18 protein-coding genes are annotated in these 22,746 nt (G+C 72.0%); 9 read left to right on the top strand and 9 right to left on the bottom strand.

Annotation, left to right across the window (positions count from 1 at the left end; all coding sequences use genetic code 11):
* Positions 1–133: 133 nt before the first annotated feature.
* The 4 genes from RAN62_RS09095 to RAN62_RS09110 all read right to left on the bottom strand — a co-directional run bounded on the left by RAN62_RS09095 (position 134) and on the right by RAN62_RS09110 (position 5,048).
* Positions 134–793, bottom strand: coding sequence for an AraC family transcriptional regulator (locus RAN62_RS09095; RefSeq protein WP_305784071.1), 660 nt, complete (start codon positions 791–793; stop codon positions 134–136).
* Between the two features lie 96 nt (positions 794–889).
* Positions 890–4,006 carry an isoleucine--tRNA ligase gene (ileS, locus tag RAN62_RS09100; protein WP_305784072.1) on the bottom strand — a complete coding sequence of 1,039 codons (3,117 nt, stop codon included), beginning with the start codon at positions 4,004–4,006 and terminating at the stop codon, positions 890–892.
* Between the two features lie 263 nt (positions 4,007–4,269).
* On the bottom strand, positions 4,270–4,671 hold the full coding sequence (locus RAN62_RS09105) for a hypothetical protein (RefSeq protein WP_305784073.1): 402 nt from the start codon (positions 4,669–4,671) through the stop codon (positions 4,270–4,272).
* Positions 4,672–4,799: 128 nt separating this feature from the next.
* Positions 4,800–5,048 (bottom strand): alpha/beta fold hydrolase, encoded by a 249-nt coding sequence (locus RAN62_RS09110; RefSeq protein WP_305784074.1) that lies wholly within the window; start codon positions 5,046–5,048, stop codon positions 4,800–4,802.
* Between the two features lie 98 nt (positions 5,049–5,146).
* Between RAN62_RS09110 and RAN62_RS09115 the strand changes: the two genes are divergently transcribed.
* Positions 5,147–5,974 carry a siderophore-interacting protein gene (locus RAN62_RS09115; RefSeq protein ID WP_305784075.1) on the top strand — a complete coding sequence of 276 codons (828 nt, stop codon included), beginning with the start codon at positions 5,147–5,149 and terminating at the stop codon, positions 5,972–5,974.
* Positions 5,975–6,026: 52 nt separating this feature from the next.
* On the opposite strand, the gene RAN62_RS09120 is transcribed toward RAN62_RS09115, so the two are convergent.
* Positions 6,027–7,448: a dihydrolipoyl dehydrogenase family protein gene (locus RAN62_RS09120; RefSeq protein WP_305784076.1), complete on the bottom strand. Its 1,422-nt coding sequence runs from the start codon at positions 7,446–7,448 to the stop codon at positions 6,027–6,029.
* A 153-nt stretch (positions 7,449–7,601) separates the two neighbouring features.
* Between RAN62_RS09120 and pulA the strand changes: the two genes are divergently transcribed.
* Entirely contained in the window at positions 7,602–12,815 is a 5,214-nt protein-coding gene (gene pulA, locus RAN62_RS09125) for a pullulanase-type alpha-1,6-glucosidase (RefSeq protein WP_305784077.1), read from the top strand.
* Between the two features lie 69 nt (positions 12,816–12,884).
* Here the strand turns inward: pulA and RAN62_RS09130 are convergent, their stop codons facing one another.
* Positions 12,885–13,424 (bottom strand): Rv1352/Rv1906c domain-containing protein, encoded by a 540-nt coding sequence (locus RAN62_RS09130; protein ID WP_305784078.1) that lies wholly within the window; start codon positions 13,422–13,424, stop codon positions 12,885–12,887.
* 52 nt (positions 13,425–13,476) lie between these two features.
* Positions 13,477–14,457: a LacI family DNA-binding transcriptional regulator gene (locus RAN62_RS09135; RefSeq protein ID WP_305784079.1), complete on the bottom strand. Its 981-nt coding sequence runs from the start codon at positions 14,455–14,457 to the stop codon at positions 13,477–13,479.
* A gap of 18 nt (positions 14,458–14,475) precedes the next feature.
* Here RAN62_RS09135 and RAN62_RS09140 point away from each other — a divergent pair, with 18 nt between their 5' ends.
* Together RAN62_RS09140 and RAN62_RS09145 are read left to right on the top strand one after the other, a co-directional pair.
* Positions 14,476–15,609 carry an MFS transporter gene (locus tag RAN62_RS09140; RefSeq protein ID WP_305784080.1) on the top strand — a complete coding sequence of 378 codons (1,134 nt, stop codon included), beginning with the start codon at positions 14,476–14,478 and terminating at the stop codon, positions 15,607–15,609.
* Between the two features lie 38 nt (positions 15,610–15,647).
* On the top strand, positions 15,648–16,385 hold the full coding sequence (locus RAN62_RS09145) for an endonuclease/exonuclease/phosphatase family protein (protein WP_305784081.1): 738 nt from the start codon (positions 15,648–15,650) through the stop codon (positions 16,383–16,385).
* On the opposite strand, the gene RAN62_RS09150 is transcribed toward RAN62_RS09145, so the two are convergent.
* Positions 16,349–16,936 carry an acyltransferase gene (locus tag RAN62_RS09150; protein ID WP_305784082.1) on the bottom strand — a complete coding sequence of 196 codons (588 nt, stop codon included), beginning with the start codon at positions 16,934–16,936 and terminating at the stop codon, positions 16,349–16,351. The genes RAN62_RS09145 and RAN62_RS09150 overlap by 37 nt on opposite strands.
* A gap of 239 nt (positions 16,937–17,175) precedes the next feature.
* Here RAN62_RS09150 and RAN62_RS09155 point away from each other — a divergent pair, with 239 nt between their 5' ends.
* The 5 genes from RAN62_RS09155 to RAN62_RS09175 are packed head-to-tail and all read left to right on the top strand — an operon-like array spanning position 17,176 to position 22,040.
* Complete coding sequence (locus RAN62_RS09155) at positions 17,176–18,246, top strand: Gfo/Idh/MocA family protein (protein ID WP_305784083.1); 1,071 nt, start codon at positions 17,176–17,178, stop codon at positions 18,244–18,246.
* The gene (locus RAN62_RS09160; RefSeq protein ID WP_305784084.1) at positions 18,243–19,208 is read left to right on the top strand and encodes an NAD-dependent epimerase/dehydratase family protein; all 966 of its coding nucleotides are present in this window, start codon (positions 18,243–18,245) and stop codon (positions 19,206–19,208) included. Before RAN62_RS09155 ends, RAN62_RS09160 begins: the two co-directional genes overlap by 4 nt.
* Positions 19,205–20,326 carry a DegT/DnrJ/EryC1/StrS family aminotransferase gene (locus RAN62_RS09165; protein WP_305784085.1) on the top strand — a complete coding sequence of 374 codons (1,122 nt, stop codon included), beginning with the start codon at positions 19,205–19,207 and terminating at the stop codon, positions 20,324–20,326. The genes RAN62_RS09160 and RAN62_RS09165 overlap by 4 nt, the downstream gene beginning before the upstream one ends.
* Positions 20,323–20,958, top strand: a complete 636-nt coding sequence (locus RAN62_RS09170; RefSeq protein WP_305784086.1) for an acetyltransferase — start codon at positions 20,323–20,325, stop codon at positions 20,956–20,958. Before RAN62_RS09165 ends, RAN62_RS09170 begins: the two co-directional genes overlap by 4 nt.
* Positions 20,955–22,040 (top strand): DegT/DnrJ/EryC1/StrS family aminotransferase, encoded by a 1,086-nt coding sequence (locus RAN62_RS09175; RefSeq protein WP_305784087.1) that lies wholly within the window; start codon positions 20,955–20,957, stop codon positions 22,038–22,040. Before RAN62_RS09170 ends, RAN62_RS09175 begins: the two co-directional genes overlap by 4 nt.
* A gap of 5 nt (positions 22,041–22,045) precedes the next feature.
* Here the strand turns inward: RAN62_RS09175 and RAN62_RS09180 are convergent, their stop codons facing one another.
* The gene (locus RAN62_RS09180; protein WP_305784088.1) at positions 22,046–22,705 is read right to left on the bottom strand and encodes a class I SAM-dependent methyltransferase; all 660 of its coding nucleotides are present in this window, start codon (positions 22,703–22,705) and stop codon (positions 22,046–22,048) included.
* Positions 22,706–22,746 lie beyond the last annotated feature (41 nt).

Below are 22,746 nucleotides of genomic sequence, written 5' to 3' on the forward strand. Positions count from 1 at the left end.
GAACCCGCTCGCGGCGCCTGCGACTTTCGGCCTATTGTCGCGACCGCACGCCTCGGTGGCGGCTGGACCGGCGGCTGAAGGCGGCGGGACCGGAGACGCCCTGGGCGACCGGCGTGCCCGCCACCGGGCTCGGTCAGGGCAGCGATCGGGCGTGCCGGAGGGGCGATGCGCCGTACCGGAGGCGGTAGTCGCGGCTGAACTGCGAGGCGCTCACGTATCCGACCGCGGTGGCGGCCGACGCGGCGCTGTAGGAGCCGGTCGCCAGCAGCTGCCGGGCGCGTTGCAACTTCAGCTGCTTGTGGAACTGCATCGGACTGGTGCCCGTGGCCTGCCGGAAGTGCTTCGTCAACGTGCTCGGGCCGCAGTGCGCGACGGCCGCCAGCTCGGCGAGCGAGACCCTCTGGTCCACCTTCCCGGCGAGATGAGCGGCGGCCACCCGTACCGTCGCCAAGGGGCCGGACGCCAGCACGGCCGGCAGCGCGCCACCGAGCGGGCCGGTCAGCACGCGATAGAGGATCTCGTCCTCCACGCGCCGGGACAGAACATCGGCGTGGTCCGGCTCCTCGTTGAGTTCCACCCAGCGCGACACCGCATCGAGCAGCCGCTCGTCCATCCGCGCGGTCGCGAAGACCCGGCCCGCCGGCCGCACGGTCCCTCGGTCGTCACCGACCTCCACGACCAGCTCGGCCAGGACGCGCTCGTCGAGGACCAGGGTCACCGCACGGTACGGAGTCTCGAACACCGCCGAGACGGGCGCGTCGATCACTCCGACGAACAGTCCGCTGGTCAGCAAGTATCACCGTTTCCGGGAGGCTTCCCGCCCCCGGGCCACGGCGTAGGCCGTCCGGCCCGGCCGCCGCGAGAAGGGTCGCGGCGGCCGGGCGTACGGTCAGGCTTTCTTGAGCCAGAAGGTCAGGCCGATGGCTTCCTCGGTGAACGGGGTGCCCCACCCGGCCTCGCCGGCCGCGTAGTCGGTGGCCAGCACCTCGTCCGACACCAGGTCGCGGTGCTCCTCCAGGGCGGCGGCCGTCTCCTCGGCGGTGGCCACGTAGCGCAGCACGATGCGGTCGGAGACCTCGAGGCCGCTGGTCTTGCGGGCCTCCTGGATGAGGCGGATGGCGTCGCGGGCCAGGCCGGCTCGTTTGAGCTCGGCGGTCAGGTGGAGGTCGAGGGCCAGGGTGGCGCCCTGCTCGGAGGCGACCGCCCAGCCCTCGCGCGGGGTCTCGGTGATGATGACCTCCTCCGGGGACAGGGACACCGGCGCGCCGTCGAGGTCGACCGTTGCCGTGCCGTCGGCCAGGGCCTGCTTGAGGGCGGCGGCGTCGGTGGCGGCGATGGCCTTGGCGATGTCCTGGACCTGCTTGCCGAAGCGCTTGCCGAGCGGCCGGAAGTTGGCCTTCGCGGTGGTGTCGACGAGCGAGTCGCCCGCCGAGGCCACGTCGAGGACCAGGCCGACGTTGAGCTCGGAGGCGATCTCGGCCAGCAGGTCGGGGTGCAGCGCGCCGAAGCCGGGGCCGGACGCGAGGGCCCGCGACAGCGGCTGGCGGGTCTTGACGCCCGACTCCGCGCGAGCCGTGCGACCCAGCTCGACCAGGCGCCGGACCAGCACCATCTGCTCACCGAGGCGCTCGTCGACCAGGTCTTCCACGACCGAGGGGTACGCGGCCAGGTGCACCGACGTCGCCGCGGTCGGGTCCACCGGGGCGACCATGTCCTGCCACACCCGCTCGGTGATGAACGGGGTGATCGGCGCCAGGAGCAACGTCACCGTGCGGAGCGCCTCGTGCAGCGTGGCGAGGGCCGCCGCGTCGCCCCGCCAGAAACGGCGGCGGCTGCGGCGCACGTACCAGTTGGACAGGTCGTCGACGAAGGCCGCGAGCAGCTTGCCGGCCTCCTGGGTGTCGAACGCCGCCATGGCCTCGTCGACCCGGCGGACCAGCAGGTTGAGCTCGGACAGCACCCAGCGGTCCAGCACCGGGCGGTCGGCCGGCGCCGGGTCGGCGGCCGAGGGAGACCACCCAGCGGTACGCCCGTAGAGCGCCTGGAAAGCCGCCGTGTTCCAGTACGTCAGCAGGGTCTTGCGTACCACCTCCTGCAAGGTGTTGTGACCCACCCGGCGCTGCGCCCAGGGTGACCCGGACGCGGCCATGAACCACCGCACCGCGTCGGCGCCGTGCCGCTCGAGCAGCGGGATCGGCTCGAGGATGTTGCCCAGGTGCTTGGACATCTTGCGGCCGTCCTCGGCCATGATGTGCCCGAGGCAGACCACATTCTCGTACGGCGACTTGTCGAACACCAGCGTGCCGATCGCCATCAGCGTGTAGAACCAGCCACGCGTCTGGTCGATCGCCTCGGAGATGAACTGGGCGGGGAAGCTGCGCTCGAACAGCTCCTTGTTCTTGTACGGGTAGCCGAACTGCGCGAATGGCATCGACCCGCTGTCGTACCAGGCGTCGATGACGTCCGGCACTCGCGTGGCGGTCGCTCCGCACTCGCCGCACGGGAACGTCACGGCGTCGATGAACGGCCGGTGCGGGTCGAGCCCGGACAGATCACTGCCCGTCTTCTCTGACAACTCCGCCAGTGATCCGACACACGTCAGGTGGCCCTCGGCGCAGCGCCAGATCGGCAGGGGAGTGCCCCAGTAGCGCGAGCGGGACAGCGCCCAGTCGACGTTGTTCTTGAGCCAGTCGCCGTACCGGCCGTGCTTGATGGTCTCGGGCTGCCACGTGGTGGCCTCATTTTCCCGGATCATCTGCTCGCGGACGGCGGTGGTGCGCACGTACCACGACGGCTGCGCGTAGTAGATCAGGTGCGTGTGGCAGCGCCAGCAGTGCGGGTAGCTGTGCTCGTACTGCAGCTCACGGAAGAGCAGCCCGCGCGCCTGGAGGTCGGTGACCAGCGCCGGGTCCGCGGACTTGAAGAACTGCCCGCCGACCAGCGGCAGCTGCGGCTCGAAGGTGCCGTCCGGGCGGACCGGGTTGACCATGGGCAGCCCGTACGCCCGGCAGCTGGCCAGGTCGTCCGCGCCGAACGCGGGGGACTGGTGCACGAGACCCGTGCCGCTGTCGGCGGTGACGTAGGAGGCGAGGATCACGTAGTGCGCGTCCGGGATCTCGACCAGATCGAACGGCCGGCTGTACGCCCACCGCTCCATCTCCTTGCCGGAGAAGCTTTCCCCGGTCCGCGTCCAGCCCTCGCCGAGCGCCTGCTCGACCAGCTCGTCGGCGACGACCAGCTGCTCGCTGCCGTCGGTCGCGACGACGTAGGTGAACTCGGGGTTCACGGCCACCGCGGTGTTCGACACGAGCGTCCACGGCGTCGTCGTCCACACCACGAGCGCCGCCTGCCCCGCGAGCGGCCCGCTGGTCAGGGGGAACCGCACGTAGACGGACGGGTCGACATCGGTCTCGTACCCCTGGGCCAGCTCGTGGTCCGACAGGGCGGTCTGGTCCCGCGGGCACCAGGGCGCGACGCGGAAGTCCTCGACGAGCAGTCCCTTGTCGAAGATCTGCTTGAGCGACCACCACACCGACTCCACGTACTCCGGATCCATCGTCCGGTACGCGTCGTCCATGTCGACCCAGTAGCCCATGCGCTCGGTCAGCGCGGCGAACGCGTCGGTGTGCCGGGTCACCGACTCGCGGCACTTCGCGTTGAACTCCGCGATCCCGTACGCCTCGATGTCCTGCTTGCCGGTGAAGCCCAGCTCCTTCTCCACCGCCAGCTCGACGGGCAGGCCGTGGCAGTCCCAGCCGGCCTTGCGGGCGACGTGGAAGCCCTTCATCGTCTTGTAGCGCGGGAACACGTCCTTGAAGACGCGGCTCTCGATGTGGTGCGTGCCGGGCATGCCGTTCGCGGTCGGCGGGCCCTCGTAGAAGATCCAGTCCGGGCGGCCCTCGGTCTGCTCCAGGCTCCGGTTGAACACGCTGTTGGCGTGCCAGAAGTGCAGCACCTCGTGATCGACCGCGGGCAGGTCGACCTGGGCGGGTACGGGCTTGTACATGAGTCCCTTCCTCCGTCGGGATCGGTCACCAACGGAGGGACGAGGCTGTGACGCCCCGCGGTACCACCCTCCTTGACCGCGGACAGTCATCCGCGGCCCCCTCATTTCAGGGGCGCGCTCGGCTCGGAGGGTGATCTTCGCGGCGTGCACACCGCCGGGCTCCCACCGCCCCCGGCTCGCTCTCGGCTGCGTCCACCGTTACTCGTCCTCGTCAACGCCTCGCGCGGTCAAAATGGTAGCGCACCCTTTTGTCCCCCCGCGATTCAGTTCCGCACGATCCCCCGTACGGCCCACGCGCGCGCCGCTCCCATGCGTCCCGGACCGATCAACCCGCCTCGGGCAGCGCCTCGAGCACGATCCGCGTGTGCAGAGCGGTGGCAGCCGCCCAGCAGCAGAACGATCCGGTCGCCGTGTACGGCGAAGAACACGCCCAGCAGCACCTTGCCGCCGGTCGGAGCGTCGGCCGGAACGCTGACGCCCGCTTCCTGGCACACCGTGGCCAGCGATCGTCGCAGCCGGAACTCGTACAGGCCGTGACCAAGCGGCTTGCCCCACTCGGTCGCGCAGACGAGATGTCCCTGGCGGGCGAGAACGGTGTCGATCGCCAGTTCAAGCGGGATGACCCGATAGCGGTTCAGGGACCGGACGAAGACGGCGAACGGCATCTGCCCGCCAGGTCCTTCGTACAGCTCGACCTTCCAGTCGCCAGCATCTTGCTGTGCATGAACTGTCACCAAGCCAGTTCACTTGCGCCTATCAGGCACGCCGCTACTCCGTCATGGCGCGGTCGTCGTCACAGGCGGATCAGGTCGGCGATCTTCGCGGGGAGGCCGGGGGAGGTCCAGACGTGGCCCATGCCCGGCACGACGTGCAGGACCGCGCCCGGGATCGCGGCGGCGAGGGCCTCGGCGTGCGGGAGGGGAAAGACCGGGTAGTGGTCGCCGTGCACGATCGTGGCCGGGGCGGTGATCGACGACAGCGGGGCGAGGAGGGCGGGATCGTCGCGGTAGGCGGCCCGGTCGTGGTTCGCCGCGGCCGTCACCCAGCTACGACATAAATCTCTTGCTCTTCCGGCTCTTCCCGGCGGGGCCGCCGATAAGGGTAGCCTTACCGGGTCGCCGATCAGGAAGAAGTGATCCCATGCCGAACAGGCCAGTCCGCGCCGCCAAGGAAGGCGTGGTCACGCGGGTCGAGCAGCTCACGCCGCACATGGTGCGGGTCGTCGTGGGCGGGCCGGGGCTCGCGGCGGTGGAGTGCGGGGAGTTCAGCGACCACTATGTGAAGGTGCTGTTCCCGCCGCCGGGCGTCACCTATGCCGAGCCGTTCGACGTGAGCGAGATCCGGGAGAGCCGGCCGCGCGAGGAGTGGCCGATCACCCGGACCTACACGGTGCGCAAGTGGCTGCCGGAGGTGCCGGAGCTGTGGCTCGACTTCGTCGTCCACGGCGACGAGGGCATCGCCGGGCCGTGGGCGCGGGCCGCCCAGCCGGGCGATGTGGTGCGTTTCATGGGTCCCGGCGGCGCCTATGCCCCCGACCCCGCCGCCGGCTGGCACCTCATCGCCGGTGACGAGAGCGCCCTGCCGGCCATTGCGGCCACGCTCGAGCGGATGCCCGCCGGCGCCAAGGTGCACGCGTTCGTCGAGGTCGAGGACGCCGCCGAGGAGCAGAAGCTGGAGACCGCCGCCGACGCCGAGATCACCTGGCTGCACCGCGGCACCACCCCGGTCGGCGACCTGCTGGTCGCGGCCGTGCGCGCGCTCGACTGGCCCGAGGGTGAGGTGCAGGCCTTCGTGCACGGCGAGGCGAACTTCGTCAAGGAGTTCCGCCGCCTGCTGCGCGTCGAGAAGCAGATCCCGATGGCGCGGCTGTCGGTCTCCGGCTACTGGCGCCGCGGCATGAACGAGGACGGCTGGCAGAGCAGCAAGCGCGAGTGGAACCAGCAGATCGAGGCGGAGCAGGGGGCGTAGAGCAACCGTGGCCGTGCGGCCCTCGTAATGAGGGCCGCACGCGCGGGGCGGATCAGGGGCGGCCGTAGGTTTCGAGGAGCCGCAGCCAGATCTCGTTGATCGTCGGGTAGGCGGGGACCGCGTGCCACAGGCGGTCGAGAGGCACCTCGCCGACCACGGCGATCGTGGCGGCCTGGAGGAGGCCGTCGACGTCGGGGCCGACGAAGGTCATGCCGAGCAGGACCTTGCGCTGCTCGTCGACGATCATGCGGGCCTTGCCCTGGTAGTTGTCGCGGTAGACGCTGGCGCCCGCCACGTTGCCGATCTCGTAGTCGACGACGCGGATGTCGTGGCCGGCCTCGCGGGCGGCGGCTTCGGTCAGGCCGACCGAGGCGATCTCGGGGTCGGTGAAGACGACCTGGGGGACGGCCCGGTGGTCGGCGGTCGCCACGTGCGTGCCCCACGGCTGGTCGGAGACGGGCTTGCCGGTGGCGCGGGCAGCGATGACGTCACCCACGGCGCGGGCCTGGTACTTGCCCTGGTGGGTGAGCAGGGCGCGGTGGTTGATGTCGCCGGCCGCGTAGAGCCAGTCGAAGCCCTCGACCAGCAGCGTGTCGTCGGTGGTCAGCCACTCGCCGGGCTTGAGGCCGACGGTGTCGAGGCCGATGTCGGTGCTGCGCGGGGTGCGGCCGGTCGCGACGAGCACCTCCTCGGCGGTCACGGTGCTGCCGTCGCCCAGGGTCAGCGTGACGCCGTTCTCGTCGCGGGAGGCCGCCGTGGTCGACGTGTTCAGGAGCACCTTGACGCCCTGCTCGCCCAGCGCGGCGGCCAGCATCTCGCCGGCGAAGGGCTCCGACCCCGCCAGCAATCCCGTACGCGCGATCAGCGTCACCGAGCAGCCGAAGCTCGCGTACGCGGTGGCCATCTCGACCCCCACCACGCCGCCGCCGATGACCGCCAGGCTGGCCGGGATGTCCTTGGCGCTGGTCGCCTCGCGGCTGGTCCACGGGTCGGCGTCGGCCAGGCCCGGGATGCCCGGGATCAGCGCGTCCGAGCCGGTGGCGACGACCACGGCGTGCCGGGCCGTGAGCACGCGCTCGGAACCGTCCTTGGCCGTGACCGTCACCTGCTTGACGCCGCTGAGCCGGCCGTGCCCGCGGGCCAGGGCGATGCCGGCGCTGTCGAGCCAGGAGACCTGGCCGTCGTCCTTCCAGTTGCTGGTGAAGGAGTCGCGGCGCGCGAGGATCGCCTCGACGTCGACCGACCCGGTGATCGCCTCGGCCGCGCCGGCCACGTTGCGGGCCGCGCGCAGCGCCTCGGCCGGGCGCAGCAGCGCCTTGGAGGGCATGCACGCCCAGTACGAGCACTCGCCGCCGACCAGCTCGTGCTCGATCACGATCGTGCTCAGGCCGCCCTTGACCGTCCGGTCGGCCACGTTTTCGCCGACCGGGCCGGCGCCCAGCACGATGGCGTCGTACTCATTGGTCTCATCCACAGCTCCCAGGCTAGGGACACCGGCGCCGCGGTGTGGGCCGGGGCAACGAAAGTCACTACGAAGGCTGCAAGGTCACGTCAGGGTCTGCAAGCTCTTGCAGTGATGTTCGTCGACGGGTTAGCGTGCGGCGGTCGTCCAACGAGAGGTCTCGATGTGAAACGGCTCCTGCTCGCTCTCCTCCTGGTCCTGGGCACCGGCGTGCCGGCAGCCGCCGCGGACACGAAACCCGCGGACAACACCGCGCGGAAGACCAACGAGCAGTTCTACTTCGTGCTGCCGGACCGCTTCGCCGACGGCGACAAGAGCAACAACCGGGGCAAGCTGACCGGCGACCGGCTGACGACCGGCTACGACCCGGCGGACAAGGGCTTCTATCATGGCGGGGACCTCCGGGGCGTCCTCGACCGGCTCGACTACATCCAGGGCCTGGGCACCACGGCGATCTGGCTGGCGCCCGTCTTCAAGAACAAGCCCGTGCAGGGCACCGGCGCCGACGTCTCGGCCGGTTACCACGGTTATTGGATCCAGGACTTCACCCAGGTGGATCCGCACTTCGGCACGAACGCGGACCTCCAGCGGCTCGTGGATGCGGCGCACCGGCGGGGCATGAGGATCTACCTGGACATCATCGTCAACCACACGGCGGACGTCATCACGTACGCCGAGAACAAGAACACGTACATCGACAAGGCCACGTCGCCCTATCGTGACGCCGAGGGCCGCGCGTTCGAGGACCGGAATTATGCCGACGGGACGCGCGCCTTCCCGAAGGTGAACACGCGGTCGTTCCCGTACACGCCGGTGGTGGATCCGAACCAGAAGAAGGTGCCGGCCTGGCTCAACGACCCGACGATGTACCACAACCGGGGCGACTCGACCTTCACCGGCGTGAACAGCGAGTACGGCGACTTCTTCGGCCTCGACGACCTGTGGACCGAGCGCCCCGAGGTCGTCAAGGGCATGACGAAGATCTACGGCGACTGGGTCAGGAACACCGGCATCGACGGCTACCGGCTCGACACGGTCAAGCACACCGGACTCGACTTCTGGCCGCAGTTCTCCGCCGGGATCGAGCAGGCGGCGCGGCAGGCGGGCAAGCCGGGCTTCTTCATGTTCGGCGAGGTCTACAGCGCGGACCAGGACATCGAGTCCACGTACGTGCGCCGCGGCAAGCTGCCCGCCACGCTCGACTTCTCGTTCCAGGACGCGGCGAAGACGTACACGGCAAGCGGAAGTGGATCCGCCGAAGTCCTGGCCGATCTGTACGCCGAGGACGGCCTCTACACGACGCCGACGACCGATGCCGGGCGGCTGCCCACGTTCCTCGGCAACCACGACATGGGCCGCATCGGTGCCTTCGTGGCCGGCGGCGGCACCGACCCGGCCACGCACCTGCGCCGCGACGAGCTGGCCCACGAGCTGATGTTCCTCACCCGCGGCCAGCCGGTGATCTACTCCGGCGACGAGCAGGGCTTCACCGGCCCGGGCGGCGACAAGGACGCCCGGCAGGACATGTTCGCGAGCAAGGCGGCCGACTATCTCGACGACGACCTGCTCGGCACCGACCGCACCCACGCCGTGGCCAACTACGAGACCGGCCACCCGCTCTACCGCACGATCGCCACGCTGGGCGCGCTGCGGAAGGCCCACCCGGCGCTGCGGGACGGCATCCAGATCACCCGGTACGCGGCCGACGGTCCCGGGGTCTTCGCCGCGTCCCGCGTGGATCCCGCCGCCCGCCGCGAGTATGTGATCGCCGTGAACAACGCGACCACCGCCCAGACTGTCACCCTCGACACCTGGACGCCGGGCACAGCCTTCCAAGGCGTCTACGGCGGCGCCGGGTCCGCGCGCACAACACAAGACGGCAAGCTGACGATCACCGTGCCGCCGCTGGCGGCTGTCGCCTACCGCGCCCTGAACACCGTGCCCAAGCCCGCCGCCGCGCCGACGGTGTCGCTCACGGCACCCGAGTCGCCGGCCACCCGCGCCGACCTGACCGCCACCGTCACCGGCGACCCCCTCGCCCCGGTCAGCTTCGAGGCGAAGGTGGGCACCGGCCGCTGGCAGCAGCTCGGGACGACCACCGGCACCCATCACATCAGCCACGACCTGACCGGGCTGGCCGGTGGCACCCCGATCACCTACCGCGCCTCCGTCACGAACAGCAGCAGCAGCACCGCGAGCAGCACTGTCGGCACACCCGTCGTCGCGACGGCGCCCGGCTACGCGGTCGTGCACTACAACCGGCCCGCCGGGGATTACGAAGGCTGGAGGCTGTCCGTCTTCGGAGACGTCGAGGATCCGCAGGAGAGACCGTTCGACGGCGAGGACGCGTACGGCCGGTTCGCCTGGGTGAAGTTGAAGCCCGGCGCCACGAACGTCGGCTTCGTCGTGGTCGACGAGAACGGCACCAAGGACGTGAGCGCCGACCGCGTCCTCGACCCCACGGCGAACCCGGAAGTGTGGCTGCGTCAGGGCGACCCGGCCGTGGGCACCGAGCGACCGGCCGGCGGCGAGCAGACCGACGCGGTCATCCACTACCACCGCGACGACGGCGACTACAGCGGCTGGGGCCTGCACGTGTGGGACGGCGCCGCGACCCCGACCGAGTGGACCGCGCCGCTGCGGCCCGCCGCGACCGACAACTTCGGCGTGACGTTCCGGGTGCCGCTCGCGCCCGGGGCCACGGGGGTCAGCTACATCCTGCACAACGGGGACACCAAGGACCTGCCCACGGACCAGCGGCTCGACGTGGCGGCCGCGGGGCACGAGATCTGGGTGCTGGGGGGCGTACCCGAAAGATTGGTGCCCCTGGCCCGCCCGGCCGGCGGCGGAGGCGGCACCGATCTGGGCCAGGCGTCGGCCGTGTGGCTGGACCGCTCGACGATCGCGTGGCAGGCACCGAACGGCACCGACGGCCGCATCCATGACCTGATCTGGGACGACGACGGCGGGCTCGACCCGGGCGCGCCGCAGCACAGCCTGCGCCTGAGTGCCCAGCGCAACGGCCTCACCGAGGCTCAGCGCCAGAAGTATCCGCACCTGTGGCAGTACGACGCCTTCCGGCTGCCGGCGAAGGACATCCGGGGCATCCTGCGCGCCCAGGTGGCCGTCACCGAACGGGATGCGAACGGCAAGCTTTTGTCCGCCACCGGCGTGCAATTGGCCGGCGCCCTCGACGATGTGTATCCCAAGGCGACCGCAGCGCGGCTGGGCCCGGTCTTCGCGCGGAACAGGCCGACCCTGTCGGTGTGGGCGCCGACCGCCCGCAGCGTCCAGCTCGAGCTCGGCGGGCAGCTCCGGGACATGCGCCGCGACGACGCCACGGGCGTGTGGTCGGTCACGGGTCCCGCGTCGTGGAAGGGCAAGGACTACCGCTACCGCGTCACCGCGTGGCAGCCCGCGGCGCAGAAGTTCGTCACCGCTAGCGTCACGGATCCGTACTCGGTCGCGCTGTCCGTGGATTCGACCCACAGCCGCATCGCCGACCTGAACGACCCCGCGTCGAAACCGGCGGGCTGGGCGACCCTCCGCAAGCCCACGCCGGGCAAGACCCAGATCACCGAGCTGTCCGTACGCGACTTCTCCGCCGACGGTACGTACAAGGCGTTCACGACGGACTCGCCGGGCACCCGGCACCTGGCGTCGCTCGCGAAGGCCGGCACCACGTACGTCCATCTGTTGCCGGTCTTCGACTTCGCCACCACCCCGGAGCGCCGCGCCGACCAGCAGCAGCCGCCCTGCGACCTGGCCGCCCTCCCGCCCGACTCCGACGAGCAGCAGAAGTGCGTCGCCCAGGTGGCCGCGACCGACGGCTACAACTGGGGGTACGACCCGCTGCACTACACGGTCCCCGAGGGCGGCTACGCGTCGTCGCCCGACAACCGGACCGAGGAGTTCCGGGAGATGGTCGCCGCGCTCAACCGGACCGGGCTGCGCGTGGTCATGGACGTCGTCTACAACCACACGTCCGCCGCCGGCCCGGATCCGCACTCGGTGCTCGACCAGATCGTGCCCGGCTACTACCAGCGGCTGCTCGCGGACGGGACCGTCGCCAACTCCACGTGCTGCGCCAACACGGCGCCCGAGAACGCCATGATGGGCAAGCTCGTCGTCGACTCGGTCGTCACGTGGGCCCGCGAGTACAAGGTCGACGGCTTCCGCTTCGACCTCATGGGACACCACCCGAAGGCGAACATCCTGGCCGTACGGGCGGCACTGGACAAGCTGACGCCGGCGCGCGACGGCGTGGACGGCAAACGGATCCTCCTCTACGGCGAGGGCTGGGACTTCGGGGAGGTCGCCGGGGACGCCCGGTTCGTGCAGGCGACCCAGGCCACCATGGCCGGCACCGGCATCGCCACCTTCAACGACCGGCTGCGCGACGCCGTCCGGGGCGGCGGCCCCTTCGACGAGAACCCGCGCGTGCAGGGCTTCGCCTCCGGGCTGCTCACCGACCCCAACGGCGACCCCGTCAACGGCACCGAGGCCGAGCAGCGCGCCCGGCTCCTGCACTACCAGGATCTGATCAAGGTGGGCCTGACCGGCAACCTGGCCGGCTATCGCTTCACCGCCAGCGACGGCTCGGCCCACACCGGCGCGTCGATCGACTACAACGGCGCCCCGGCGGGATACACGGCCGCGCCGGGCGAATCCATCACCTACGTCGACGCGCACGACAACGAGATCCTGTACGACGCCCTCGCCTACAAGCTGCCGCAGGCCACGTCGCCGCTCGACCGGGCGCGCATGCAGGTGGTCGCGCTGGCCACCACGGCCCTCGGGCAGGGTCCCGGCTTCGTGACCACGGGCAGCGAGCGGCTGCGCTCCAAGTCGCTGGACCGCAACTCCTTCAACAGCGGCGACTGGTTCAACCGCATCGAGTGGGATTGCCGGGCGGGCAACGGCTTCGGCCGCGGTCTGCCCCCGGCCGCGGACAACGAGAGCAAGTGGGCGTACGCCAAACCGCTCCTCGCGGATCCGGAACTGGTGCCCTCGTGTGCGGCCGTGGACCTGGCGCAGCGCGGCTACGAGGAGCTGCTGCAAGTCCGGAAGTCGTCGCCGCTCTTCGCCCTGCCCACCGCGGCCGAGGTCCAGAAGCGCCTGACGTTCCCGCTCTCCGGCGCGGCCGAGACCCCGGGCGTCGTCACCATGCACCTCGACGGCCGCGGCCTGGATCCCCGCTGGAAGTCCGTCACCGTCGTCTTCAACGCCACCCCGGCGACCGCCACCCAGACGGTGACCTCCCTGCGCGGGGCCTCGGTCGCCCCGCACCCCGCGCAGAAGGGCACGGGCACCTTCGACAAGGCGCACGGCACGTTCAGCGTCCCGGCCCGCACGGTGGCGGTCTTCGTCCAGAGCTGACTGGCTCGAGCCGGCCTCCGCGAGGAGGCCGGCCCGGCGACCGGTGACACCCGGCCCGGCGTCCGGGTCTCAGCCGGCCAGGCGGGTCCAGGGCTTGCAGCCGCTCGTGCGGAAGACGAAGTCGGTGGCGGCGACGGTGACGATGAGCTGGCCCTGGGAGAGGCCGTTGGCGATGATGCCGCTCGAGGTGCCGTCGGCGTTCTTGGCGCGCTCCCAGTAGCAGTGGCCCGTGTTGCCGGTCGAGCGGTAGGTGCCCGGCCGGAAGTCGGACCCGGCGAAGTAGGCGCCGTCGCCCGGGATCGTGACCTTGCGGGACTTGAGGCGCAGGGTGGGGCTGAGCACGCGGACCCAGGTGCGGCAGTTGCGCGTACGGAAGATCTTGTCGGTGGCCCGGATCTGGGCCAGGCGCTGGCCGGAGCCGATGTCGTTGCTGATGATGCTCGCGGTGGTGCCCGAGGCGTTGCGGGCGCGTTCCCAGTAGCAGGACGTGTTGCCGGTCGAGCGGTAGATGCCGGCCGGGACGTCCTGGCCCACGACGAAGGCGCCGGTGCCGGGGATGGTGTTCACGGCGAAGGCGGCGGACAGGACGGCGACGACAGGAACCAGCATGACGGCCGACGTTACGGCGGCGGAAATGGATCCGGAGCGACGCCACGCGGCCTCAAACGGATGACGAGGCGCGCTCGACCAGCTCCCACTCGGCGAGCGCCGTGCGCAGGGTGCCCTCGACCAGCTGGCGGGCACAGGCGGCGCCCTGGTCGCGCAGCGACTGGCGGATCGTGGTGAGCCCGGCCTCGGCCGCCCCGGCGGCGTCGTCCCAGCCCGAGAGCCGGAAGCCGCCGCGGGGCAGGGCGAGCGCGACCTGGTCACCCATGGCGGCGACGGCATCCACGGCACCCAGATCGGCGAAACGGGAAGCAGCCTCGGCCGGATCGTTGCGGGCGAGCACCAGCACCGGTACGTCCGTCCAGGCCACGCCCAGCGCGACAAGAGCGTCCCGATAGCCCGCCAGCCGGTGCCGGGTCACCGGGAACGAAGCCGTGGCGGGGTCGGGGCCGTGCAGCAGGCCGGGCTCCCGGGCCCGGCTCAGCGGGAAGGAGACCACGGCCGGGCGGCGCGCGCCCCGGAACACGGCCCGCCCCACGGCCTCAGCGGCGGCGCGGTCGTCGATGGTCACCAGGCCGGCGCCGGGCACGGCGGGGCCGCCGAAGACCACGGTGGGCCGGCGGGTCACGACCTCGAGGACCGGGTCGTCGTCGCCCGTGGTCCAGACGACGTAACCGTCGACGGCCGCCTCGCGGACGCGGGCGGGATCCGACGGGCCACCGGTCACCGGGATCAGGGTCAGGCCCAGGCCGGCGGAGACGCAGACGGAGGCGACACCGGCCAGGAAGCGGGTGGCCTGGGGATCCTCGAAGGCGTAGGTCAGATGCTCGCCCAGGACCACCCCGATCGTGCCGGTGCGGCGGGTGCGCAGGGCCCGGGCGCCGGGGTCGGGGCCGGCGTAACCCAGCTCGCGGGCGACCCGGTGCACCCGCTCCCGGGTGCCGGCCGAGACCCGCTCCGGCCGGCTGAACGCATAGGACACCGTCATCACGGACACTCCCGCGGCGGCGGCTACCTCGGCCATGGTCACCGGCATGTGTGTAACGATACACAGATGCGGGCGTACGGGCCATGGGCGGTGTTCGGGTTGTTCTGGGGCGCGTGGGGCGCGTCGATCCCCGCGGTGCGGGACCAGGCGGGCGTCACGGACGGGCAGCTGGGAGTCGCGCTGCTGTTCATCGGGCTCGGGGCGCTGCCCGCGATGGCGTACACGGGAAGGGTTGTCGATCGGTGGGGCACCCGGGTCGCGAGCCTGCTCATCGCCGCGCTCGGGGTGACGGGCCCGCTCATGGTCCTCGGCGCGCGGGGGCTCGTGAGCCTCGCGGCGGGCCTGGCCCTGCTCGGCGCGGCGTCCGGCGCGGCCGACGTGGCGATCAACGCCCTGGCCGCCGAGTCCGAGCGGCTGAGCGGGCGGCCGGTGATCGCCCGCTCGCACGCCACCTTCTCGGCGTCGGTGGTGCTGGGCAGCATCCTGGCCGGGGTGCTGCTCGCCGTGGGCGCGCCGGTGGTCGCGCCGTTCCTGGTGGTCCTGGCCGGCTCACTCGTGGCGCGGGCGGGAAGAAGAAGCGCGCCGGCACCGAGGAGAGAAGCAGCTCCGCGCGTCAACCGGCTCATGGTGATCGGGCTCGTTGCCGCCCTCGCCTTCGCTGTGGAGAACGCCCATCAGAGCTGGTCGGCGGTCTTCCTGCACGACGTCCTCGCCGCGGGCCCGGGCGGGAGCGCCGCCGCCCCCGCCGTCTTCGCGGGCATCGCGAGCATCACCCGTTTCGCGCTCGGCGGGCTGGGCGGGCGGCACCCCGGTGCGGTCCTGGTCGCCGGGGGAGCGGCCGCCGTCGCCGGTACGGCCACCGTGGCCGCCGCGAACTCGTCGGCCCTCGCGCTCACCGGCCTCGCCGTGGCCGCCGCCGGCACCGCGGTCCTCTATCCGACGCTGATCGGCGCGGGGCTGTCCCATGTCCCGGACGCCGCCCGGGGCCGCGCGACCTCCCGGGTGGCCACGACGGCGTACCTGGGCTTCCTCGCGGGCCCGGTCTACGTCGGTTTCGTGGCCTCCCACGGCGGGCTGCGCGGGGCGTTCCTCGCGGTGGCCGCCCTCGCCGCGCTCTTCGCCGTCGTGGCGGCGCCGGTGGTGAAAGTGACAGGCGCCGCACACATTCCTCTCAAGTCCCCTGGTCACGATCGCGATTAGGACCATGCGAACGACGATCAGCGGACGGAGACCACCCGGTGAGCCTCAGCCTGGCCAGCCTCAACCTGCACGCCGGCCGCGACCGTGCCTCGGCCCGCTACGACGTGGGCGCCGCGATTGCCGCCCTGGGCACCGACGTGGTGGTCGTGCAGGAGAACTGGCGGCCGGACGGGCAGCGCAGCCTGGCCGAGCGGGCGGCCGCGGCGACGGGCTACACCGCGTACGCGGAGATCGACGTCGTCACCGGGCGCACGCTGCGGCAGCTGGGCGTGGCCGAGGACGACGCGGAGACGGGCGCCTGGGGCCTGGCGATCATGAGCCGGGTGCCGTGGCGCAGCCTCGGGGCGATCTCCCTCGGTGCGGCCCCGGGCGACGTCGTGGGCGTCCGGCGCGCGATCGTGGCCGGGATCCCGGTGGGCGGCGGGCTGCTGCGGGTGGCCGGCACGCACCTCACGCACCGGCTGGTGCACGGTCCGGCCCAGCTGAGCCGGCTCAAGAGCGCGCTGGCGGCCGAGGACGTGCCGACCGTCATCGCCGGCGACCTCAACATGTGCCGGCCGACGGTGTGGCTCGGCGGCCCGTACCGGCCGGTGCTGCACGGGCGCAGCTGGCCCGCGCACCGCCCGGTCGCGCAGATCGATCATGTCCTGGCCGGTCCGGGCGTCACCGTGACCGGCGGCGAGGTCGGGCCGGCCGTCGGCTCCGACCATCTGCCGGTCCGCGTGACGCTGACCGTGGCTCACAAGGCGGTCAAGATCCCGTCCCTCTCCGCGTAGGTGGCACCCGTCGCGGGGCAGACCCAGACGCCGTCCGTCTTCTGCGTCAGCGGGCGCCCGGCGTGGCCCACCCAGCCGATCCGCCGGGCCGGTACGCCCACCACGAGCGCGAAGTCCGGCACGTCCTTGGTGACGACGGCCCCCGCCGCCACGAGCGCCCACCGGCCCACGGTCACCGGGGCGACGCAGACCGCCCGGGCGCCGATGGACGCACCTTCGCCGACGGTGACGCCGACGGCGGTCCAGTCGTCGCCGGTCTTCAGCCGGCCGTCCGGCGTCACGGCCCGCGGGTACTCGTCGTTGGTCAGCACCGCGGCCGGGCCCACGAAGACGCCGTCGCCGAGCCGGGCGGGCTCGTAGACCAGGGCGTGGTTCTGCAGCTTGACGTTGTCGCCGATGACGACGCCCGGGCCGACGTAGGCGCCGCGGCCGACGGTGCAGTTGGCCCCCAGGACCGCGTCCTCCCGGATCTGGGCCAGATGCCAGATTCTGGATCCGGTGCCGATGTGGGCGCGCTCGTCGACATCCGCAGTGGATGCAAAGGAAGACATGGCGGATCAGCGTAGCCGCCGCGGCCGTCATGAAGGTGTCAGCAGATTGACGCTCACGGTCCAATGTGACTGAAGGTCGGCGTGTCCGATGACCGAGCGTCCACCACTCGTGACCGAAGGTACCGGCGGCCCCTCCCGGCTTCCGCCAGAATATGAATCCGGATCTGGCGCCCTGAGCGCGTGCGTCGATAGCTTGCCGGACGGAAGCGTCCTGTCCGTCGTCGATGAAACGGATGCCCGTGAATCCCACCGCACCCGAACCGGATCCGATCGGTGTCGCCGTGGTCGGGGCCGGCTACTGGGGCCCCAACCTCGTCCGCAACTTCCAGTCCTCGCCCGCCTTCCGCCTGCGCTGGCTCTGCGACCTCGACGCCGCACGCGCCCGCCGGGTCCTCGGGGGCTACTCGACCGTCCAGGTGTCCGCCGAGCTCGACGAGGTCCTCGCCGACTCGCAGGTCGACGCGGTCGCCATCGCCACACCGGCCGGCACCCACCTGCCCGTCGCCCTGGCCGCCCTGCGCGCCGGCAAGCACGTGCTCGTCGAGAAGCCGCTGGCCGCGACCTATGCCGAGGGGCTCGAGCTGGTCGCCGAGGCCGATCGCCGGGGCCTGACGCTGATGTGCGACCACACCTACTGTTACACCCCGGCCGTGCTACGCATCCGCGAGTTCCTGCGCTCCGGCGACCTGGGCGAACTGCACTTCCTGGATTCCGTACGCATCAACCTGGGTCTCGTGCAACGCGACATCGACGTGGTCTGGGACCTCGCCCCGCACGACCTGTCGATCCTGGACTTCGTCCTGCCGCCCGGCGTGCGCCCGGTGGCCGTGGCGGCGCAGGGCGCGGACGGCATCGGCGCGGGCCGGGCCTGCGTGGCCTACCTGACGCTGCGCCTCAATACCGGCGCCATCGCGCACGTCCACGTGAACTGGCTGTCGCCCGTGAAGGTCCGCACGACCATCGTGGGTGGATCCAAGCGCACGCTCGTGTGGGACGACCTCAACCCCAGTCAACGGCTGGCCGTGTACGACCGGGGCGTTGACGTGGCAACCCAGGACGAGCTGGGCGACGAGCAGCGCCGCGACGTGCTGATCTCCTACCGGTCCGGGGACATGGTGGCGCCGGCGCTGGCCGAGCGGGAGGCGCTGCGCACCATGGTGGACGAGTACGCGCGGGCCATCACCACCAAGACCCCCGCCCTGACCGACGGGCGCTCGGGCCTGCGGGTCCTCGCGATCCTGCAGGCCGCCACGCGCAGCCTGGCCGAGGGCGGGACGATGATCGACATCGACGAAGGGCACACGGCGTGACAGGCGTACCGATCGAGGGCGCGCGCGCCCTGGTCACCGGCGGGGCGGGCACCATCGGCTCGCACGTGGTCGACGAGCTGGTCCGGGGCGGGGCGGCGGAGATCGTCGTGCTCGACAACCTCGTGCGCGGCCGCCACGTCAACCTGGCGTGGGCGCGGGCGAACGGGCCCGTCCGGCTGGTCGAGGGCGACATCCGCGACCAGGCGCTCGTCCGGGAGGTGACCGCGGGCAAGGACCTGGTGTTCCACCTCGCCGCGATCCGCATCACCCAGTGCGCCGAGGAGCCCCGGCTGGCCAACGAGGTGCTGGTCGACGGCACCTTCAACGTGGTCGAGGCGGCCGCCGCGGAGGGCGTGCGCAAGGTGATCGCGTCGTCGTCGGCGAGCGTCTACGGCCTCGCGGAGCAGTTCCCGACCACGGAACGGCACCACCCGTACAACAACGACACCTTCTACGGCGCCGCGAAGGCGTTCAACGAGGCGACGCTGCGCAGCTTCCACAGCATGGCCGGGCTGGACTACGTGGCCCTGCGCTACTTCAACGTGTACGGGCCCCGGATGGACATCTACGGTCTCTACACCGAGGTCCTCATCCGCTGGATGGAACGCATCGAGTCGGGCACGCCGCCGCTGATCCTCGGCGACGGGCTGCAGACGATGGACTTCGTGCACGTGGCCGACATCGCCCGGGCCAACATCCTGGCCGCGCGGGCGCCCGTCACCGACGAGGTCTTCAACGTGGCCAGCGGCACCGAGACCAGCCTCAAGGAGCTGGCCCAGGCGCTGAGCGAGGTCATGAAGTCCGAGCTGGCCCCCGAGCACGGCCCGGCCCGCGCGGTCAACGGCGTGACCCGGCGCCTGGCCGACACGAGCGCCGCGGCCGACAAGCTCGGCTTCCGGGCCGAGATCGGGCTCCGCGAGGGTCTCGAGGGCCTCGTGGACTGGTGGAGGTCCTCCAAGTGAAGAAGATCCCCGTCATGATCCCGCAGCTGGGGGAGGAGGAAGCGCAGGCCGCCGCCGAGGCCGTCCGCTCCGGCTGGGTCGCGCAGGGGCCGCGGGTCGCGCAGTTCGAGCGCGAGTTCGCCGGGGTCGTCGGTGCGAGCCACGGCGTCGCGGTCAGCTCGTGCACCACCGCGCTGCACCTGGCGCTGGTGCTCGCCGACGTGGGCCCGGGCGACGAGGTCATCGTGCCGTCGTTCTCGTTCATCGCCACGGCCAACGCCGTCCGCTATGTCGGGGCCACCCCGGTCTTCGCCGACGTGGACCTCGCGACGGGCAACGTCACGACCGAGACCATCGATGCCGTACGCACCCCGCGTGCCAAGGCGATCATCGCCGTCCACCAGGGCGGCGTCCCCTTCGACACCGTGGGACTCCGCAAAGCGGCCGAGGACTGGGGCCTGCGCCTGGTCGAGGACGCGGCGTGCGCGGCGGGATCCACGGCGTACGGGGGGCCGGCCGGGGCCGGGGCCGCCGTCGCCGCGTGGTCCTTCCACCCGCGCAAGCTCCTCACGACCGGCGAGGGCGGCATGGTCACCCTCGACGACGGGGACGACGCCGTGCGCCTGCGCCGCCTGCGCGAGCACGGGATGAACGTCTCCGCCGCCGACCGCCACGCCAGCGCCCAGCCGGTGCTCGAGGCGTACCTGGAGACCGCCTACAACTACCGGATGACGGACATCCAGGCGGCGGTCGGGCTCGTCCAGCTGGGCCGGCTCGCCGGACTGGTGGCGCAGCGCCGGGCCCTGGCCGCCCGCTATCACGAGCTGCTGGCGGACATCCCGGGTCTGGTGCCGGTGCGGGATCCCAGCTACGGCCGGACGAACTACCAGTCCTTCTGGGTGCTGCTGACCGAGGAGTACGGCACCAGCCGCGACGATCTGCTGACCAAGCTGGCCGAGCACGGCGTCTCCGCGCGTCGCGGCATCATGGCGGCGCACCTGGAACCGGCCTACGCCGACGTGACGCCCGGGCCTCTGCCGACCACCGAGCGGCTGACCCGGAACTCGCTCATCCTGCCGTTGCACCACGCGCTCACCGAGGACGACCAGACCTTCATCGCCGGGCTCCTGCACCGATGAAGGACCTCGTCATCGTCGGCGCCGGCGGTTTCGCCCGCGAGACCGCCGCCGCCGCGACGGCCGCCGGCTGGCAGGTGCTCGGCTTCGTCGACGACGACCCGGCCCTGCACGGCACCACCCGGTCCGAGCTGCCGGTCCTCGGCGGCGTGGACAGCGTGACCGACCTGGACGCCGCCGTCGTGGTGTGCGTGGGCAACCCCCGCAACTACACCGCGCGCCGCAGCATCGTCGAGCGCCTCGATCTGCCCGCCGCCCGCTACGCCACCGTCGTCCACCCGGCGGCCGAGCTGGGCGCCGGCAGCCTCGTCGGCCCGGGCACGGTGCTGCTGGCCGGGACCGTGCTCACGGCCGACGTCACTGTCGGATCCCATGTCGCTGTGATGCCCCACGCCGTGCTCACCCACGACGACAAGGTGGCCGACCACGTGACCATCGCCTCCGGGGTGCGCCTCGGCGGCTCGGCCACCGTCCGGGCCGGGGCCTATCTCGGCTCCGGCGCCCTGATCCGCGAGGGCGTGACCGTCGGCGAGCGGGCCCTGGTGGGCATGGGCTCGGTGGTGCTGCACGACATCCCGCCCGGCGAGGTCTGGGCCGGGAATCCCGCTCGCCCGTTGCGAAGGAAGCTTTCATGACCAGCATCCCGCTCGTCGACCTGGCCGCCGCGCACGCCGAGGTGGCCGAGGAGGTCGAAGCCGGCTTCAAACGCGTCCTCGCCGCCACGGCGTTCGTGGGCGGCGCCGAGGTGACCGCCTTCGAGGAGGAGTACGCGGCCTTCTCCGGCCTGCCGCACTGCGTCGGCGTGGCCAACGGCACCGACGCCCTGGAACTCGCCCTGCGGGCCGTCGGCGTGGGCCCCGGCAGCGAGGTGATCCTGCCCGCCAACACGTTCATCGCGACCGCCGAGGCCGTGGCCCGGGCCGGGGCGGACGTCGTGCTGGTCGACTGCGATCCGCGTACCTATCTCATCGACACCGACGCGGCGCTCGCCGCGGTGACGCCCAGGACCAGAGCCATCATTCCCGTCCACCTGTACGGTCAGCTCGCCCCGGTCGAGCGGCTGCACACCGCCGGGGTGGCCGTCGTGGAGGACGCCGCCCAGTGCCAGGGCGCCACCCGTCATGGCCGCGGCGCCGGGGCGGACGGGATCGCGTCCACCAGCTTCTACCCCGGCAAGAACCTCGGGGCCTACGGCGACGCGGGCGCGGTGGTGACGGCCGACGAGGAGCTGGCCACCACCGTCCGGACGCTGGGGAGCCACGGCGGCCTCGCGAAGTACCGGCACGACCTGATCGGGATGAACAGCCGGCTGGACGGTCTGCAGGCCGTGGTGCTCCGGGCGAAGCTGACCCGGCTGGCCCGCTGGAACGAGCTGCGCCGGGCCGCCGCCGCCCGCTACGACGAGCTGCTCGCCGATCTCGACGTGGTGCGGCCGGTGACGCTCGGTGGCAACGAGCACGTGTGGCACATCTACGGGATCCGGGTGCCCGGCGGGCGCCGCGACGAGGTGCTGTCCCGGATGCACGCGGCCGGGGTGGGCGCGGCGATCCACTATCCGTTCCCGGTCCACGCGACGGGCGCTTTCGCGTACCTGGGCGGGTCCTTCCCGAACGCCGAGGCCGCGGCGGGCGAACTGCTGTCGCTGCCGATCTATCCGCAGATCACCGAGGACCAGCAGGCCCGGGTCGCGTCGGCCCTGGCTTCCGCCTTGCGATGACCGGCTCAGTCCCGGATCGCGGTGACCGACTTGACGAGACCGCCGACGCGCTCGCACCACAGGCGCGACTCCGGGAAGTAGGCCCGCATCTCGGTGAGCGACAGCAGCTCGACCGAGGCGGCGTTCGCGATCGCCTCGGGCAGGTTGTCCGCCCGCCCGGGGCTCAGCGGCCAGCGCCGGGTCACCTCGGCGCGCATCCGCAACGGCAGGAACTGCATCCCGGGGAAGACCCAGTGCGGCTCCACGGGGAAGTAGCGGTAGGGGGTCTGCACCCAGTGCCGGTCGGCGGCGCGCCGCACGACCTCGGCGAAGCGCTGCCGGGGCCCGTGCCCGCCGACGTGCTCGATGACCGAGTTGGACACCACGAGGTCGAAGCGGCGTCCCGCCAGCGCCGGCGGGGGCGCGCAGGCGTCGCCGGTGAAGGACTCGAGCCACGGCGGCTCGGGCTCGCACGGCATGAGGTTGAGGATGGTGACGGCGGCGGGGCGGACGGCGACCGTACGCCAGAAGTGGGGCTCGCCGCCCAGGTCGAGCACGGTCATGCTCGCGAGCTCGGGGAAGGACTCCAGGAGCTTCGCGGCGCGCCGGGCCCGGGCGCGGTGTCCCAGCGAGCCCGGCCGGGATCCGTCCGCCACTCGTGCGCGCAGTCTGCTGCCGAACGCCATCCCGTAAGTATCCACATTGCTGCCGGGCGCACCCGAAAGGA

The sequence above is a fragment of the Symbioplanes lichenis genome (assembly GCF_030709675.1).
In the GTDB taxonomy this organism is placed as follows: domain Bacteria; phylum Actinomycetota; class Actinomycetes; order Mycobacteriales; family Micromonosporaceae; genus Actinoplanes; species Actinoplanes lichenis.

Excerpts from the sequence above, each read along its gene's own strand:
- ileS (WP_305784072.1), bottom strand. The coding sequence starts at position 4,006 with ATGTACAAGCCCGTACCCGCCCAGGTCGACCTGCCCGCGGTCGATCAC.
- RAN62_RS09105 (WP_305784073.1), bottom strand. The coding sequence starts at position 4,671 with ATGCCGTTCGCCGTCTTCGTCCGGTCCCTGAACCGCTATCGGGTCATC.
- RAN62_RS09115 (WP_305784075.1), top strand. The coding sequence starts at position 5,147 with ATGCCGAACAGGCCAGTCCGCGCCGCCAAGGAAGGCGTGGTCACGCGG.
- RAN62_RS09130 (WP_305784078.1), bottom strand. The coding sequence starts at position 13,424 with ATGCTGGTTCCTGTCGTCGCCGTCCTGTCCGCCGCCTTCGCCGTGAAC.
- RAN62_RS09135 (WP_305784079.1), bottom strand. The coding sequence starts at position 14,457 with ATGCCGGTGACCATGGCCGAGGTAGCCGCCGCCGCGGGAGTGTCCGTG.
- RAN62_RS09140 (WP_305784080.1), top strand. The coding sequence starts at position 14,476 with ATGCGGGCGTACGGGCCATGGGCGGTGTTCGGGTTGTTCTGGGGCGCG.
- RAN62_RS09150 (WP_305784082.1), bottom strand. The coding sequence starts at position 16,936 with ATGTCTTCCTTTGCATCCACTGCGGATGTCGACGAGCGCGCCCACATC.
- RAN62_RS09170 (WP_305784086.1), top strand. The coding sequence starts at position 20,323 with ATGAAGGACCTCGTCATCGTCGGCGCCGGCGGTTTCGCCCGCGAGACC.
- RAN62_RS09175 (WP_305784087.1), top strand. The coding sequence starts at position 20,955 with ATGACCAGCATCCCGCTCGTCGACCTGGCCGCCGCGCACGCCGAGGTG.
- RAN62_RS09180 (WP_305784088.1), bottom strand. The coding sequence starts at position 22,705 with ATGGCGTTCGGCAGCAGACTGCGCGCACGAGTGGCGGACGGATCCCGG.